The sequence below is a fragment of the Variovorax sp. F042 genome (assembly GCF_057814215.1).
On sequence record NZ_JBVASX010000004.1, the window covers coordinates 127,918 to 144,002 of the forward strand.

The window sequence follows — 16,085 nt, forward strand, 5'->3', positions numbered from 1 at the left end:
TTCGCTTATTTCTTCGTGACCTGGCCGTCCTGCGTGACGCGGCAGGCGGCGACGATGTCGTCTTCCAGGTCGATCTTGAGCGCACCTTCCTTCGTGACGATGAGCTTGAGGAAGTCGAGCACGTTGCGCGCATAGAGCGCCGATGCGTCGGCCGCCACGAGCGCCGCGAGGTTGGTCTCGCCGACGATGGTCACGCCGTGCTTCACGACCGTCTTGTCGGCTTCCGACAGCGGGCAGTTGCCGCCAACGCCATCGGCGCCCTTGCCGGCTGCGATGTCCACGATCACCGAGCCGGGCTTCATGGACTTGACCATGTCCTCGGTGATGAGCGTCGGCGCGGCGCGGCCGGGAATGAGCGCGGTGCTGATGACGATGTCGGCCAGCGCCACGCGCTTGGCGACTTCGACCTGCTGGCGCGCAAGCCAGCTCGGGGGCATCGGCTTGGCATAGCCGCCGACGCCGACGGCGGCTTCCTTTTCTTCATCGGTGTCGTACGAGACCTCGATGAACTTGCCGCCGAGCGATTCGATCTGCTCCTTGACGCTCGGGCGAACGTCGGAGGCTTCGATGACCGCGCCTAGGCGCTTGGCCGTGGCGATCGCCTGCAGGCCGGCCACGCCAACGCCGAGGATGACGACGCGCGCCGCCTTCACGGTGCCGGCGGCGGTCATGAGCATCGGGAAGAAGCGCTGGTATTTGTCGGCCGCGATCATCACGGCCTTGTAGCCCGCGATATTGGCCTGCGACGAGAGCACGTCCATGCTCTGGGCACGGGTGGTGCGCGGCGCCGCTTCGAGCGCAAAGCCGGTCAGGCCCGCGCCGGCCAGGCGTTGCAGGCCGGCCGCGTCGAAGGGATTGAGCATGCCGATGACGACAGCGCCGGACTTCATCTGTGCGGCCTCGGCATCGCTGGGCGTGCGCACCTTGAGCACCATGTCGGCGGAGAACGCGCCGGCCGGGTCGGTGATTTCCGCGCCTGCGGTCTGGTAGGCCGCATCGGTGACGCTGGCTGCAACGCCGGCCCCCGATTGCACGCGAACGGTATGTCCTGAAGCGACCAGTTTTTTTACCGTTTCGGGTGTAACGGCCACACGGGTTTCGCCGGCTGTCGTCTCGGCAGGCACGCCTATCTTCAACGTCACAGCGCGGCACCCAGCGAAGCGCGCAGCAATTTGCCGACGGCCGACCGAGGGAGCTTTGTCCGAAATTCGATGATCTTCGGCCGCTTGTACGCGGTGAGGTTTGCCGTCATGTGTTGTCTTATCGACTCTTCAGTGAGCGCGTCACTGCGAGGCACCACAACCAGTTTCACGGCTTCCCCCGTGAGCTCATCCGGAACGCCGACAGCCGCGCACTCAAGCACCTGGTCCATTTCAATGGCCACGGCTTCGATCTCGCTGGGATAGACGTTGAAGCCGCTCACGAGCATCATTTCTTTCTCCCGGCCAGAAATGCACAGATAGCCGTGTTCATCAATGCGGCCCAGATCGCCTGTCAGGAAAAAGCCGTCTTTCGTCATGAATCGGGCAGTTTCTGCGTCGTGCTGCCAATAGCCTTTGAATAGCTGTGGGCCTCGGACTGCAATTTGTCCAATCTCTCCCAGCGGCAGGGTCTCGAATTTCTCGTCAAGGATCAGTACTTCGGTCGACGGTGCTGGCGGCCCGACGGTTCCTTGGCGAATATCGCCGTGAGGCGGGTTGCAGCTCACCGTCCCGGATGTCTCGGAAAGTCCGTATCCCTCGCTGACGGCACAACCCGTTCTTTCGAGCCATCGGGCGGCGATAGGACGCTGCGTGGCCATTCCGCCAGCTGTTGTAACCCTCAGATGCTGCCAATCGACTGTGTCGAACTCAGGGTCATTCATCAAATTGCTGAACAGCGTGTTGATGCCGGGCAGCATGTGAAAGGGGGCTTCACGCAGTTTCGCCAGCATCTTTCCCGAATCACGAGGATCGGTAATCAGGAGCATGATTCCCCCCAGTTTGATGCTCGCCAGAAGTGTTATGAAGGAAACGATGTGATAGAGCGGCAATGCACATGCGAACACGGGGACAGGTATGTCTGCCAACGCGGGCTGAAACCAGGCGGAGTTCTGAGCAGTGTTGGCCAGTAGACCTTCATGAGAGAGCATGGCTCCCTTGGAAACTCCCGTGGTCCCGCCGGTGTATTGCAGAACCGCGGTGTCATTCTTGTCCAGCTTGGGTGTTGAATAGGTCGCGGACATCCCCAGGGAGAGCGCTTGAGGCATGTCGATGACTGATTTGGCGCCGGCACGGTCTGCGCGAAGGCTTTCTCGTGCGGGTTCCAAGGCAACGCGCAGGTTGCACAGAATCAAATGATCAATCTGCGTCTGGGTGAGGCCGTCCTTCACTGCATCGAACTGACTCTCGAGCAATATGGCCGCCTCAGCTTGAGCGTCCGAGACTTGCAGCAGGTACTCCCGAGCGGTGTAGGCGGGATTGACGTTGACCAATACCATCCCCGCTCGAATCACACCGATTGCCGCTATCACGTACTGGGGTGAATTGGGAAGAGCGACAGCTACTTTTGCCCCCGCTTCGAGTCCCAGCGTCTGCAGATACGCTGCGATTCCCAGGCTCAATGAATCCAGATCTGAATAGCTGAGTTCACTGCTTTCGTGACGAATGGCAATGCGATCGCCAAACTGATAAAACAAAGCACCGAAGAAGTCGGCAAGGGTCTGGTACTCTTTCAAGGGCTCGATGGTGTGAGGAACATGAGGCGGATACCATGCCAGCCATGGGCGGTTGTTCATGAGTTGCTCCCGCTACTTCGCAGTTGCAGGAAGGCCAGCGGTTGCCGGGAGCTTGATGAGCATCTTTCCGGTGTTTCCACCCTCGAACATGCGCTGGAGGGCGGTGGGGAAAGTCTCAATGCCCTCGAGCACGTCTTCGTAAGACTTGATCCAGCCGGCGGCCAGCCAACCGCGCAATGCATGCAGTGCCTCGGGATACCGCTTTTCATAATCGAAAATGACGAACCCTTCCATCGTGGCTCTGTTCATGAGCAGAGACATGTAGTTTTTGGGTCCGCTGCCACGGGCCACGTTGTTGTATTGCGAGACAGCCCCACAAACCACAATACGCGCACCGCGGCGAATGCGAACGAGAGCCAAATCGAGTACTTCGCCACCGACATTGTCGAAGTAAACGTCGACACCTTCCGGGCATGCTTTTGACAACTGAGCACGTGCGTCGGGCTGCTTGTAGTCGACCGCAGCATCAAACCCCAGGTTGTTGACGAGGTGAGCGCATTTTTCTGCGCCCCCCGCAATACCCACGACGCGACATCCCTTGATCTTGGCGATTTGCCCTACAACTGAGCCCACGGCCCCTGCGGCGCCAGATACCAAGACCGTGTCGCCGAATTTGAGTTTGCCTATTTCGAGAAGGCCGAAGTACGCCGTGAAGCCCGGAGTGCCAAGGGCGCCCATGTAAGCCGTTGCCGGAACATTTGAAATATCGATCTTCGTGAGATCGTTAGCGTCCATGGTCGCGAACTCTTGAACACCAAAGGCCCCTAGAACAGCGTCACCGACACTGAATCTCGCGTCCTCGGACTGCAGGACCAGACCCGCCCCGGCGGCCCGCATGACATCGCCGATGGCGATGGCCTCCATGTAGGACTTGCCTTCATTCATCCACGATCGCATGGCGGGATCCACAGAAATGAAGGTGACTGCCACGAGTACCTTCCCTTTTTCCGGTGCCTTTACGGCCGTCTTTACCTGCTGCCAGTCGCTTTCTTTTGGCAGCCCACTGGGCCGTTGCCGGAGAATGAACTGGTTGTTGGATAGTTGCGAAAAGTTGGTCATGGGATATCTCCAGAGTTCGGATTGTTTAAAGTTGTCGATGGGTGGAAAGATTCGCGAATTCAACAACCTGGCTTGCCATCAGTTGAATTTGCTGTACAACGGAAATCGATTGGCAGATGCCCTCGGAATCGAGCGGAGCTTCAGCGATGTTGATGGCGACGCCCATCGGGGTAGGCCACCCTCTCAGGGCATGCACGATCTCCCTCAAGGAAGCCATCGTTCCGACGGCCGCCTGCCATCCCCCCGCTACGGCCATGCACCCGACCGCTCGCTCGCTGAAATAGGGGCGCTTGTCGCTTCTGGTTTCCTCGGCATAGTCCAGCGCGTTCTTCATGAACCCGGAGACGGTGCCGTGATAGCCAGGCGATGCGATGATGATTCCGTCGGCTCTGCGCAATTCTTCAACGAGCTGCTGTGCTGCACCGTCTGCGGCGACGCTGGGCTCGTAAAGCGGTAAACGAAGCGAATGGGCACCGAGGAAGGTCGTCGTTGCTCCCGCCTTTTCAGCGGCGCTCAGTGCAAGCTGCAGATAGCGCTCGGCACTTGAACCGGGTCTTGTCCCACCCCCAATGCCAAGGATGCGTGGCGAGGAATTGGTCATCATGCGGCCTCGAAATACTGCAGTCGAGGTCCGCTTTCAACGGCGGACCAGTACTCGCGGATCAGCCTGTCCACCAAAGCGGCGGTCGGCTCAATCGCATTGAGCGATCCCACGCCATGGCCGGCTGACCACACCTTCGTCCAACGCTCGATGTCTGCGTTGTGCACCGGCTCAGCAGAGGCGAGTTCGTCCGCATTGATGCCGACCGCGGCCAAGCTTTTGCGCAACCAATACGCCGGCACGCCAGAAACAGCTTTGGTCAGGATCAGATCGTCGATGTCCGAGTCCAGCAACATTCGACGATAGGAGTCGCTGGCCATGGATTCTGGGCAAGCGATGAATGCCGTACCCATGGATGCGAGGTCCGCGCCGAGCGTTTCCGCAGCCCGAATACCCGACCCATTGATGATTCCCCCGCCCAAGACGATCGTCCCGCTGAAAAACTCTCGAATGGCGGGAACCATTGCAAAGGCGCTCATCATCCCGGTGTGTCCCCCCGCGCCGGCAGCGACCAGGACAAGTCCGTCGACTCCCAGCGACACGGCTTTCCGGGCATGCTGAACAGAGTTCACATCGGCAAACACCCGTCCGCCATACGAATGCACGCACTCGATGACCTCTTTCGGACTTCCGAGGGCCGTAATGATCAGTGGTGGCCGATAGCGCGCCACTACCTCAAGGTCTTGGTTGAGCCGCTGATAGCTTTTATGCACCAGCAGGTTCACGCCCCACGGCGCATCGGCCGGTCCGAGCTGGGTTGAGATCCGATCAAACCATTCGTCCAGGATTTCAACAGTCCTGGCATTCGCCGCCGGAACGGTCCCAATGGCACCTTTACGGCATGCAGCCACTACCAGCTCGACGGTAGACACCAGAAACATCGGCGCGATCAGGAGCGGCAGTTTCAACCGGCTGAGCCAGTCTTCAGGCATTGTCATTTGCGTCCTCAGAGCATTGCTGCGTTCGTCGGAAGGCCGAGATACAGCCGGCCCGTGAGTTCATACGTGGACTCGCTGACCATCATGTGTTGCGAGGCAGTCAAGACATCGCGCAGGCAGCGCTGCAGTGGAGAGTCGTCAAAGATCGCGCTGCCGCCCGCACAGGAATACACCCGGGTGACGACTTGGACCGCCTCTTCGCTTGCGTGTGTCGTCGCCAGTCGAAGGTCTCGGCGTAGCGCTACAGAAATCTTCCCCGAGTCGGTGGACGCCGACCATGCACGGTCCACTGCGTCAATCAAGAAAGCCCGAGCGGAGCGAAGCTGGGCTTCTGCCCTTGCGACATGCTGCTGAGTTGAGGGGCGCTCTGCCAGAAGACGGGCGCTGCCTTGGGGCGTCTTTTTTGTTGCGAGCTCTATCAAGCTGTCGATGGCCAGACGCGCAATGCCGAGCGCTACCGCCGCAATGCCGACGCCCAGAATGCAAAACACCGGAAACTTGAACAACGCACCTGGGATCGGCACGTCGGTAAGGATGGATGCCGACAGTCCGGCAGGCACGAATGCATTCTTTACGCTGTATTCATTGCTCCCTGTTCCACGCAAACCGAGCGTGTGCCACGTGTCGGCAATCGATACTTGCTCCGCCCGAAAAACCATGGAACGATTTTCAAGTGTTCCGTCCGCCAATTTTTCTGGCTTTCCGTCCTCGCCCAAAATCATGCACCCACCAGTGATGAAATCAGCGTTGTACGAGGCGGAGCCCCACATCCAACTGCCATTCACCAGGAAGCCGGATACCCCGTCGACTACCGTGCGGACCGCAGTCCCGCGCGGCGCGAATACGCCGGCCATTTTGATGTTCGGATTCTCGAAGAGTAATTTCGCTTCGGGACTGGGGAGATAGCCCCCGATGATGGTCGACGTGTTCGAGATAAAGGTGCACCATGCCGCCGCAGCATTGGCTTGCGCCAGCTTTTCTACGACGGCCACGAATGTATGTACGTCCGCCTCCAGACCGCCGAGCGCGCGTGGAACGAACATTCGATAGAGGCCGGCCTGAGCCAATCTTTCGGCAAGTTCGTTCGGCAGATGTCGTTCTTTTTCTACGGTGTCGTTTGCCGCTTGCAAGAGGGGGGTCAATTCTTGGCATGCGTAGAGCAGTTCATCACGCTGCGTCAACTCTGATGGTTCGTAATCAAACGTCATGGGTAATCCTTCGTTCGTTGGCGGATAGAGATTTCTGCAATCACGCGCCGATCACCGCACTGGTGCCGCCATCGACAACAATGGCATGACCGGTCATGTGTTTTCCGGCTGCGGAAGCCAGCAAAAGAGCAGCGCCTTTGAGGTCGTCTGGATCGCCCAGCCGGCCAAGAGGCGTGGTGCTGATGATTCTTTCCTCACCAAACGCCGCAATCACCCCATCGGCCATCTTGCTTGGGAACAGCCCGGGAGAGATCGCATTGACGTTGATGCCATGCTTGCCCCATTCGGCGGCAAGTGCACGGGTGAACGTGATGACGGCTCCTTTGCTGGTGTTGTAGGCGACGCATTCCATTGGCGCCGGATTTCCGCCGAGCCCGGCAATTGAGGCGATGTTGATGATGCGACCCCGCTTGCGCGGGATCATGCTGCCCACGGCAGCCTGTTGGCTAAAAAGAAAAAGACTTCTGATATTGAGATTCATGACGCGGTCCCACGCTTGAAGCGTGTGGGTCTCAGCCGAGGCACCCCAGGAAGTCCCCGCGTTGTTGATCAATATGTCCAGATGGCCGAGCGTTTCGATGGTTTTGGTGCAAACGCGTTGAACTTCGGACGGGTCGCTGGAGTCCGCCGCAATCCAAGAAGCCTCGATGCCAAGCTTGCGCAGATGGGCAGCTGCAGCCTCGAGTTCGGCCTCCTTTCTGGCTGTCAGCATGAGCCGCGCACCAGCACTGCCGAGCGCTTCGGCAATTTGAAGCCCTATGCCTCGTGACCCGCCGGTAATGAGAGCGGTGGAACCTTCAAGATCAAAAAGCGTGTTGGAATAGTTATTCATGGTTTCGCACTTGTGCTCCAAGTGGAGTAGTTGAGGGTAAAATTTTTTGACTTGACGATCTCGAGCGTCGATCAGGGGCGAGTCATCCGACAGGTTGAAGGTCGTGAAACCTCGTCAGCGGTGAACTCGCGAACGGGAGCGAATGTCTTGCCCGTGCCTTCGGCGCTGTAGGGAACTTGAGCGCTGACGCTCGTCCAGACGGTTACGAACAACGGCTGCTGGAGTTGGTGGTCCGATTTTCTCATTTCGACCACCCCGTTGAAGCCTTTGAATTTGGCTCCTTCCATTTGCTCTGCGACCCGAATCACTTCCGCAGATTGCGCCTGCTGGATCGATTTGCTTAACAGCTCGAATACAAGCGCAACACCATGCGTATAGAAATCCTCGTTGAACCGTTTCTGGAATTCCTTCATCCAGACGTTCATTTGACCACCCATGTTGTAGTGGCTGTAGGCGACCTGAAACACGCGATTGTCATCAACTTGGCGCAGGGCTGTTGGGGTGCCTGCGACGACTGCATAGTAGGTATAGAAAGTGCCTTTCCAGCCACTTTCTTCTGCGGCCTTGATCAGCAGTGAAAGGTCTGTTCCCCAGCTTCCTGTAATGATCGTGTCCGCCCCGGAAGCGCGAACTTTTGTCATGTAGGGTGAAAAATCGCGTATCTGCGCAAGCGGATGACGGTCGTCGCCAACAATTTCGACATCAGGCCGCTTCGCTCTCAAACCGGCCTTGGCGGCCTCTGCAATCTGGATGCCAGAGGAATAATTCTGGTTGATCAGGTAGACCTTCTTGACCGATGCCCGGTCTTTGATGAAGCTCGTCAACGCCTCCATTTTCATTGCGGTGTCGGCCTCGAAGCGAAAATGCCAGTAGCTGCAGTTGCTGCCAGTCAATTCCGGATCGGTCGCGGCATGATTCAGGTAAAGGACTTCTTTGCCAGGATTGCGCTGGTTGTGCTTTTCGATCGCGTTGATAAGCGCCAGCGCCGGCGCCGATCCGGTGCCTTGCGCAATGAATCGAATATCTTGATCTATCGCACTCTTAAGAGCTCCGAGAGTTTCGGTTGGACTCAACTTGTTATCGAAGCCAACGATTTCGAACTTCACGCCGGCGGGATTGGAGGCGTTGAACTTCTCCGCTAGGTATTGATATGACTTCAGGAGGCTGGTGCCGACGGAGCCCATGAGCCCGGACAAGGGTTCGATCACCGCGATTTTCACCACTTGGCCCTTCAGCACCGGCTTCTGGTTTTGCGCGAGTGCTTGTCTCGAAAGACCCAACCCAGCCACTGCCCAGGTCGCGATGCGGGCAAAGTGCCTCCGCGTGAAGGTTGTTGGTGTCATCTGGAAAGTACTCCAAGTGGATAAGTTTTAGTCCGGCTAATCTAGCTGCCGAGAGGGCGGGCGGAACTAGTACTTACCCGAGAACAGTCGCGCAGGTGATCAAGGCAGGGCTCTACGACCCACAACGCGGTGCCCTGATCCAACCCTCGAGCCCAAAAGCTCGGCCGAGGGTGCGAATCCCGAAGTTGGGTGACCGGGATCGCCATGGCTCTAGGGGCGACGCGACGGCCTGGTGCGCTGGGTGCCGGAGGGCCGTGGCCTCAGCAGCGCGCCAGACTCGTGAGAGCCGTGCGAACTCTCCATCTCGTCGTGCAGCGTTGATCTTTTGGTGCTGTGTGGCTCGCGAGGCGGAACTGCACGCGCTCGCCGTGACGGCGAGGGCTTCGTCGCGCTTGGCCTCTACGGCAGCTTGCGCAAGCCGAGAGCGAGATTCTGATGCGGACTCAAGCACATCCGAAGACGTGGGCGAGAAGCTCGAGTACATGCCGGCTTTGTCCGCGGTTCTACCACTTGAGGCCCGATGATCGAACGTCCTCTTCTGCTAAGCTGAGGATTCAGACGACTTTTAAGACCTTCCGTGAGCGCCTTTGCTGAACCCGATTTGCCACTAAGCGCGCGTGGAAGTCAGCGTCACAAAGACTTGATCGCAGCGGCGCTTCGCGTACTGGTTCGCGACGGGCATCATGCTGTAACTTTGCGAGCGGTTTCAGTCGAAGCCAATGCAAGTCATGGGGCGATCAACTATTACTTCGGTTCCCGAAGCGCCCTGATGTGCGCACTCGCCGAAGATGTTTGCCGTCGAATTGCAAACAACATTACCCTCGTCACACCTAAACTCGGGAAGTGCGCGGACGACGCCGATCGGTTCGCCACCATCCTTGCGGAACACAACATCAAGTACATGGTCAATGATCATGCGATGGGCATGGCGATCACCGAACTTACGCTCGCGGGATCGCGCGACTTAGAGTTAGGTAGCGTACTGGTGAAGTGGGGAAAGATACATGCCCGTCTGATGCGGGACAGCTTTCTGAAACTTGGGTCCAGTGATCCAGATTTGGACTATGCGTTTGTGTTGAATTGTGTTAATGGACTCATCATGGCGCAGCTCGCGATACCGCGCCGCGATTTCGAAGCACGTATTCTGCAGCCCTCATTGCTTCGGCTTGTTCGCGCGATCGCCAACGAAAAATCGACTGCCACGGAAGAAAAATAGCCCAGTCTCCGATAGTGACCTGCCCCGGTTTAATCGAGACTGTTTCCTCAACGCCGTGGCCGGTGGCGAGTCAATTTACCTCGGCCACCGATGGTCGGCCTACTCAGGCCGGGTGCCCTCAAAGGCGTTCTGCAGCAGTCGCCGGATCTCGCAGCGTTGTGCCGGTCCTGTCTCTCGCGGGTTCCAGTAGGGGTTGTTCACGACGAGATCCGCCGCGCGGTCGAGGTCAGCCTCCTTCATGCCCAGGTCCCGCAGCGCCACCGGCGCTCCGTTGTCTCGCGCCAGGTCGAACAGGCTTGCCGCGGCGCTGCGCGGCTCTGCCGACCCGAGTGCGCGTTCGATGCGGGACATGGCCTCAGGCACTGCCGGCGCGTTGAAGGCAATGGCCTGAGGCAGGACCACGGTGTGCACCTCGGCATGCGGCAGGTTGAAGCTGCCGCCGAGGATGTGGCACAGCTTGTGGTGAAGCGCCATTCCCACGCTGCCAAGTACCGTACCGCACAGCCATGCACCGTACAGCGCGTCTGCGCGGGCATCGACATCGTCGCTGCGCTGGCGGATGGCCGGCAACGACTTGGCGAGGGCGCGAATGCCTTCCTCGGCCATCAGGCTCATCACGGGATTGCCGTCGCGCGCATACAGACCTTCGGCCGCGTGTGCAATTGCATTCATGCCGCTCGTCACGCTCAAGGAAACCGGCAGCGTCAGCGTCAACTCCGGGTCGTAGATCACGGTACGAGGCAGCACGCGTGCGTCCTTGCCGGTCTTCTTCAAGCCGCCCTCGGTGATGCCGTAGATCGGCGTCATCTCGCTGCCCGCATAGGTCGTGGGGATGGCAAGGATCGGCAGGCCGGATTCCAGCGCAATGGCCTTGCCCAGGCCGGTGGTCGAGCCGCCACCAATGGCGATGGCGCAGTCCGCGCCCAGGCGCCGCGCCTCGTCGCGGGCCTCGCGTGCCGTCTCGATGGGTACATGCATGGCGGCGCGCGCAAATATGCCCACGGCGCGACTGCCGAGACACTCGGCGACCATCTGCGCCTGCCGCTGCTGCTCGGGCGTGCACAGCACCAGCGCACGGCGCGCCCCGAGAAGCTCGATCTCTCGTTCCAGATGCGCCAAGCTCCCGGCACTGAACACCACCCGCGATGGCCGGCCGTTATAGACGAAATCCTTCATGCGATCCCCGCCGTGTCGTGCTCAGCCCAGGCCTGGCCGGGCCGGAATTCGTAGTCCACCTGATGCCGGGCGATGCGGACGCCAGCCAATTCGTCGCGCACCCGCAGATGTTCCGGATGCACCGCATACCCAGCCAGTGCTTCCCACGATTCGAACTCGCTGTACAACACGACGTCGCAGGCATAGTCAACGTTGCTGGCATCTATACCGATCTCCAGGTGGAGCAACCCGGGAATGCAGCCGCGCAGGCCATGGAAGCCGCTTTGAATGCAGTCCATGTTTCGCTGCTTTTCTTCGGCCATGTCGCCGCTCACGTCCCACATGACGATGTGCCGGATCATTGCGCATCCTTTGCAGTTGCTGAAAAAGGCGAGATGTCAGGCATCCGCAGCGTCCCGCTTGTTCAGCACGAAGTCATATTCAACGACGTAGGAGCCGTCGGCCTGCTGCTTCCAATCGGCGATCAGCGACTGGCACACGCCGAACACGGCATCTGAATCAAGGTATTGGTCGTCGCTGCGGAACACGTGCGTGATCAGCTTCTCGTAGCCGTCGGCCTCGATCAGGAAGTGCAGGTGCGCGGGACGCCACGGATGCCGGCCGGTCGCCTTCAGGAGATTGCCCACAGGGCCGTCGTGCGGAATGGCGTAGGGGACGGCCAGGATCGAGCGGAAGTGATAACGGCCTTCACTGTCGGCGTGCACGATGCCGCGTGCCTGCGCATGGCCGATCTCCGGATGCTGCACGTCGTACAGGCCGTCCTCATCCGATTGCCACACGTCCATGCGGGCGTTGGCGATCGGCTTGCCGCCCATGCCGCGCACGGTGCCGCGCACCAGGCACGGAATGCCGCGCGCACCGTTGGAGATGTCGGCGCCAAGTTCGTAGTGGGGCGCCCCCTCCACGTGAAACGGGCCGAAGACGGTCGCCTCGGTGCAGCCGGCGGGCTTGTCGTTGTTCTGCGCCACCGTCAGCATCGACAGGCCCAGCACGTCCGACAGCAGGATGAACTCCTGGCGTTTGTCGTCCGTGATGTGGCCGCAGCGGGTCAGGAACTCGATGCCCTGGAACCACTCCTCTTCGGTCAGCGCTACGTCGCGTGCAAAGGCATGCAGGTGCTTCACGAGACTGTCCATGATGCGCTTGTGCCGCGGGTCGGCCGTCTGCGCCTGCCGCGCAAGCACGGCGTCGGTGATCGTGTGATGGTTCAGATTGCGCATGAGCGCTCTCCTTCAGTCCAGCTGCAGCTGGGTCCGCTGCGCGACCCTACCCCATTTGGCGAAGTCCTCCTGGCTGCGCCGCTCTGCCTCCTGCGTGCTGTAGCCCTCGACGCGCAGGTCCATCTCGGCCAGACGCGCCTTCACGGCCGGCGCCAGGAGCGCGGCACGCACGTCGCGCTGGATTTTCTCGACCGTGGCAGCCGGCAGGGCGGACGGTGCCATCAGGGTCTCGAAGAAAGTGGCATCGAATCCCGGATGTCCGCTCTGCGCGATCGTCGGAACCTCGGGCAGCAGGCCCGATCGTTCCTTGCCGGACACGGCGATCGCGCGCAGCCGCCCGCTCTGGACATGCGGCAGGACGACGGAGGAGACGATGAAGCCGCAGTCCACATGACCGCCCATCACGTCCTGCGCGGCCGGGCCGGGGCCTTTGTAGGGCACATGGGTGAGCCGGGTTCCGGTCGTGGCCAGCAGCATCTCCATGGCCATGTGGCTCGGTGTCCCGGCGCCGCCGGAGGCGTACAGCCGCGTCGAGGGCAACTGGACGAACTTCGCGAGAGACGGAACATCGGCCGCGGGATTGCAGACCAGCATCTGGTTGAAGCTCGCGAAATAGGTCACCGGCTTGAGCGAAGCCCTCGGATCGAAGCCCAGCTTCTTGTACAGATGGGGGTTGATGGTGAGGATCGTGTCGGGTCCGACGAGCAGCGTGTGACCGTCCCTGGCGTGCGCGACTTCCCCAGCGGCCAGGTTGCCTCCCGCGCCTGTCTTATTCTCGATAACAACTGGCTGATTCCAAGCCGCCTGGAGCGCGGGCTGTATCAGCCTGGCGATCACGTCGCCGGGCGTGCCCGGCGGAAATGCCGCCACCAGGCGGACCGGCTTGGTCGGCCAGGCCTGCGCGAAGACCGAAGGCGCCACCGCCAGGGCCATCGCAAGGGCGGCGAGACGAAGAAGCGGGGTGCTGACTTTCATGCCGGGTCTCCTCTCGTCGCATCGACGGAGATTGTTGAAGGGGTTGAAGTGACGCGAGACAGCACACGTGCCGCTTCGTCCGCGTCCGCGTCCGCGTCCGCGCCGCGCCATGCGACGATCTGGTCCGGGCGGATCAGCGCGAGCGGCGCTTCGTAGAGCTCGCGCAGGGCCGGCTGCGCCAGCCGGACGACGCGCAGGTCCATTGCCAGTTCGCGTGCCGCGGCTTCGAAGGCCTCGGTCGCGGGCGCATCGGGCCCCAGCGCGAGCAGGGTCCATTCGGTGTGGAAAACGTCGAACAGCGAGCGCCCGTCGTCGAGCCATGCATGCGGCGGCCGGCCGCCCGGACTGGCGGTGGGTGTGTAGGCATTCGGCTCGTCCGGCGGCAGCACGGCACCGTCGCCGACGATGATCGGCGAGGCGTCGTAGCGGCCGCCGAAGGTCACGCCCGGGATATTGAATTCGAGCCGGGCATGCGCGTCGAAGTGCAGGCCCGCGAGCTTGCGCTCGGCATCGCCCCGCGGGGAGGCTTCTTCCAGTTCGGGCTTTGCCGCGAAGAGCCCCACCGAGTCGGCGAACTTGCGCGCATAGCCGGTGTTGCGTTCGGCCAGCGGCCTGCGCTCGGCCTCGTAGCTGTCGAGCAGCGCCAGCGGTGCCTCGCCGCGGATCACGCTCGCGAGCTTCCAGCCCAGGTTGACCGCGTCTTCGACCGCCGTGTTGTAGCCCAGCCCGCCGGTGGGCGTGAACAGGTGGGCCGCATCCCCCGCGATGAAGACCCGGCCCTTCTGGAAGCGCTGCGCCACCAGCGCATGCCCGGCGAGCCAGGTGCCCATCGAAAGGATCTCGATCGGCACGTCGGCGCCCACCGCCTCGGAAAAGACACGGCGCGCATCGGCCTCGGTCCAGTCGTCGGCATCTTCGCCGGGGCGCAGCGCCGCATGGAAGGCGTACTCGGACACGCCGTCCACCGAGGCCATGAAGGCGCGCCTTTCGTGGTTGACGGCCACGTACATCCAGGCCTTGGGGTGGCGCAGCACGTCGATGAACTGCGGCGCGCGCAGGTAGATGGCGAACATCTTGCCGCCCATGAATTCGCGCTGGATGCCGCTCACGCCGCCCCATTCGATGCCCAGCTGTTGTCGGACTAGGCTGCGCGCGCCGTCGGCGCCGATCAGGAACTTCGCGGCCACCTCCTGCGCAGGGCCGCCTTCGCTCGGCCGCACCGTCGCGCTCACCGATCCACCGTCGTCGCTGAAGCGCTCCAGCCGCCAGCCATAGCGCACATCGGCCGAAGGCCAAGCCTGCGCATGGCGGCGCAGCGCCTGCTCGACGAATTTCTGCGACACGCGATGCGGCAGCTCGGCGGCGCTCCAGGACCCGGTCATCGTCTTGACCCTCACCGCGGCCTCTGCGGCCGTGGGCAGGCTGATGCGGGCCAGCTCATGGCCGGCCAGGCGCGTGAAGTAGGCGATGTCCGTCGGGTGGTCGGCCGGCAACCCGAGCGCACGGATCTCGTGCGCGAAGCCGAGCCGGCGGAAGTGCTCCATCGTGCGGGCCTGGGTCGCGTTGGCCTGCGGATTGAAGGCCGTGCCCGGCTTGGCATCGACCAGCAGGCAGCGGATGCCGCGGCGGCCGAGCTCGTTGGCGAGCATCAGGCCGCAGGGGCCGCCGCCGGCGATCAGCACGTCGGTGGCGATCAGAGGAGGGTGGCCGGCTGCAGGCCGGGGCGGAGCGGTCATGGGCTGTCTTTCTTCTTCTTGATGCATCAGTCGGCGCGGATGCCGCGTTCCCGGATGACGGCGCCCAGCCGCTTGAAGTCGGCCGCGCCCTTGTCGCCGAAGGCGGCGGGCGTGAGCGGCTCCGGCACGTTGCCGAGGGTCTCGATGGTTGCCCTGACGGCCGGCAATGCCAGCGCGCGGTTGACTTCGGCATTGATCCGCTGGATCACGGCCGGCCGCGTGCCGGCCGGCGCGTAGAGGCCGAACACCGCATCGGCGTCGAAGCCCTTGAGGCCGAGTTCGTCGAGCGTCGGCACCTCGGGCATCTGGGGCGCGCGCTTGAGGCTTGCGACCGCCAGCATGCGCAGCTTGCCGGTCCTGACGTGCTGGATGCTGATGCCCGGATCGAAGAGGAAGTCGATCTGGCCGCCCAGCAGGTCCGTCAGCGCGGGCGCCGCGCCGCGGTAGGGCACATGGATGGCCGTGGTGCCCGTCTGGCCCGTCATCATCTCCGCCGCGAGATGGGGCGAGCTCCCGTTGCCGGGCGATCCGAACGAGCGCTTCCCGGGGTTCGCCTTGAGGTCGGCGACCAGCCCCTTGAAGTCCTTGACCGGGCTGTCGGCGCGCACCACCAGGTAGAACGGCACCCGTGCAACGGATGCGACCGGGACCAGATCCTTCGCCGGATCGAAGGGCATCTTGGCGTAGATGTGCGGGTTGATCGACACCATGCCCCCGGAACTCATCAGGAAGGTATAGCCGTCGGCCGGCGACTTGGCGACGAAATCGCCGCCCAGGTTGCCGCCCGCGCCGCCCCTGTTCTCCACGAGCACCGGCTGCCCGAGTGCTTCGTGCAAGGGCGCGCTGATCACGCGAGCCAGCTGGTCGGCCGCGCCGCCGGGCGCGAAGTTGGCGACGATCTTGATGGGCTGCCGGGGCCAGTCCTGGGCGTGGGCGATGCCGCACGGTCCGAGGCCGAGCGCCAGCGCCGCGGTGGTGAGCAGGGATTTCATGGTCTGTCTCCTG

General features: G+C 61.9%; 15 protein-coding genes. 1 reads left to right on the forward strand and 14 read right to left on the reverse strand.

Translation table 11 applies throughout. The features are described 5' to 3' along the window. Positions 1–5: 5 nt before the first annotated feature. The 8 genes from ACZYSP_RS15890 to ACZYSP_RS15925 all read right to left on the reverse strand — a co-directional run bounded on the left by ACZYSP_RS15890 (position 6) and on the right by ACZYSP_RS15925 (position 8,757). A complete protein-coding gene (locus ACZYSP_RS15890) occupies positions 6–1,136 on the reverse strand; it encodes a Re/Si-specific NAD(P)(+) transhydrogenase subunit alpha (RefSeq protein WP_489015597.1) in 1,131 nt (376 codons plus the stop codon). Positions 1,137–1,138: 2 nt separating this feature from the next. Beyond that, positions 1,139–2,776, reverse strand: coding sequence for an AMP-binding protein (locus ACZYSP_RS15895; protein ID WP_489015238.1), 1,638 nt, complete (start codon positions 2,774–2,776; stop codon positions 1,139–1,141). A gap of 12 nt (positions 2,777–2,788) precedes the next feature. After that, on the reverse strand, positions 2,789–3,835 hold the full coding sequence (locus ACZYSP_RS15900; protein WP_489015240.1) for an NADP-dependent oxidoreductase: 1,047 nt from the start codon (positions 3,833–3,835) through the stop codon (positions 2,789–2,791). A gap of 25 nt (positions 3,836–3,860) precedes the next feature. After that, positions 3,861–4,439: an NADPH-dependent FMN reductase gene (locus ACZYSP_RS15905; protein WP_489015242.1), complete on the reverse strand. Its 579-nt coding sequence runs from the start codon at positions 4,437–4,439 to the stop codon at positions 3,861–3,863. Next, positions 4,436–5,374 (reverse strand): NAD(P)H-dependent flavin oxidoreductase, encoded by a 939-nt coding sequence (locus ACZYSP_RS15910; protein WP_489015244.1) that lies wholly within the window; start codon positions 5,372–5,374, stop codon positions 4,436–4,438. Before ACZYSP_RS15910 ends, ACZYSP_RS15905 begins: the two co-directional genes overlap by 4 nt. 8 nt (positions 5,375–5,382) lie before the next feature. Beyond that, positions 5,383–6,582, reverse strand: a complete 1,200-nt coding sequence (locus ACZYSP_RS15915; protein WP_489015246.1) for an acyl-CoA dehydrogenase family protein — start codon at positions 6,580–6,582, stop codon at positions 5,383–5,385. 40 nt (positions 6,583–6,622) lie between these two features. Beyond that, on the reverse strand, positions 6,623–7,414 hold the full coding sequence (locus tag ACZYSP_RS15920) for an SDR family oxidoreductase (protein ID WP_489015248.1): 792 nt from the start codon (positions 7,412–7,414) through the stop codon (positions 6,623–6,625). A gap of 71 nt (positions 7,415–7,485) precedes the next feature. After that, the gene (locus ACZYSP_RS15925; RefSeq protein WP_489015250.1) at positions 7,486–8,757 is read right to left on the reverse strand and encodes a branched-chain amino acid ABC transporter substrate-binding protein; all 1,272 of its coding nucleotides are present in this window, start codon (positions 8,755–8,757) and stop codon (positions 7,486–7,488) included. A 577-nt stretch (positions 8,758–9,334) separates the two neighbouring features. Here ACZYSP_RS15925 and ACZYSP_RS15930 point away from each other — a divergent pair. Further along, positions 9,335–9,973 (forward strand): TetR/AcrR family transcriptional regulator, encoded by a 639-nt coding sequence (locus ACZYSP_RS15930; RefSeq protein WP_307641849.1) that lies wholly within the window; start codon positions 9,335–9,337, stop codon positions 9,971–9,973. Between the two features lie 99 nt (positions 9,974–10,072). Here the strand turns inward: ACZYSP_RS15930 and ACZYSP_RS15935 are convergent, their stop codons facing one another. The 6 genes from ACZYSP_RS15935 to ACZYSP_RS15960 are packed head-to-tail and all read right to left on the reverse strand — an operon-like array spanning position 10,073 to position 16,072. Beyond that, positions 10,073–11,149: a maleylacetate reductase gene (locus ACZYSP_RS15935; RefSeq protein ID WP_489015252.1), complete on the reverse strand. Its 1,077-nt coding sequence runs from the start codon at positions 11,147–11,149 to the stop codon at positions 10,073–10,075. Next, positions 11,146–11,490: a Dabb family protein gene (locus ACZYSP_RS15940; protein WP_489015254.1), complete on the reverse strand. Its 345-nt coding sequence runs from the start codon at positions 11,488–11,490 to the stop codon at positions 11,146–11,148. Before ACZYSP_RS15940 ends, ACZYSP_RS15935 begins: the two co-directional genes overlap by 4 nt. 36 nt (positions 11,491–11,526) lie before the next feature. Next, complete coding sequence (locus ACZYSP_RS15945) at positions 11,527–12,369, reverse strand: intradiol ring-cleavage dioxygenase (protein WP_489015256.1); 843 nt, start codon at positions 12,367–12,369, stop codon at positions 11,527–11,529. Between the two features lie 12 nt (positions 12,370–12,381). Next, positions 12,382–13,344 (reverse strand): Bug family tripartite tricarboxylate transporter substrate binding protein, encoded by a 963-nt coding sequence (locus tag ACZYSP_RS15950; RefSeq protein WP_489015258.1) that lies wholly within the window; start codon positions 13,342–13,344, stop codon positions 12,382–12,384. Beyond that, positions 13,341–15,080: an FAD-dependent oxidoreductase gene (locus tag ACZYSP_RS15955; RefSeq protein ID WP_489015260.1), complete on the reverse strand. Its 1,740-nt coding sequence runs from the start codon at positions 15,078–15,080 to the stop codon at positions 13,341–13,343. Before ACZYSP_RS15955 ends, ACZYSP_RS15950 begins: the two co-directional genes overlap by 4 nt. A 26-nt stretch (positions 15,081–15,106) precedes the next feature. Beyond that, on the reverse strand, positions 15,107–16,072 hold the full coding sequence (locus ACZYSP_RS15960) for a Bug family tripartite tricarboxylate transporter substrate binding protein (RefSeq protein ID WP_093081933.1): 966 nt from the start codon (positions 16,070–16,072) through the stop codon (positions 15,107–15,109). Between the last annotated feature and the right edge of the window lie 13 nt (positions 16,073–16,085).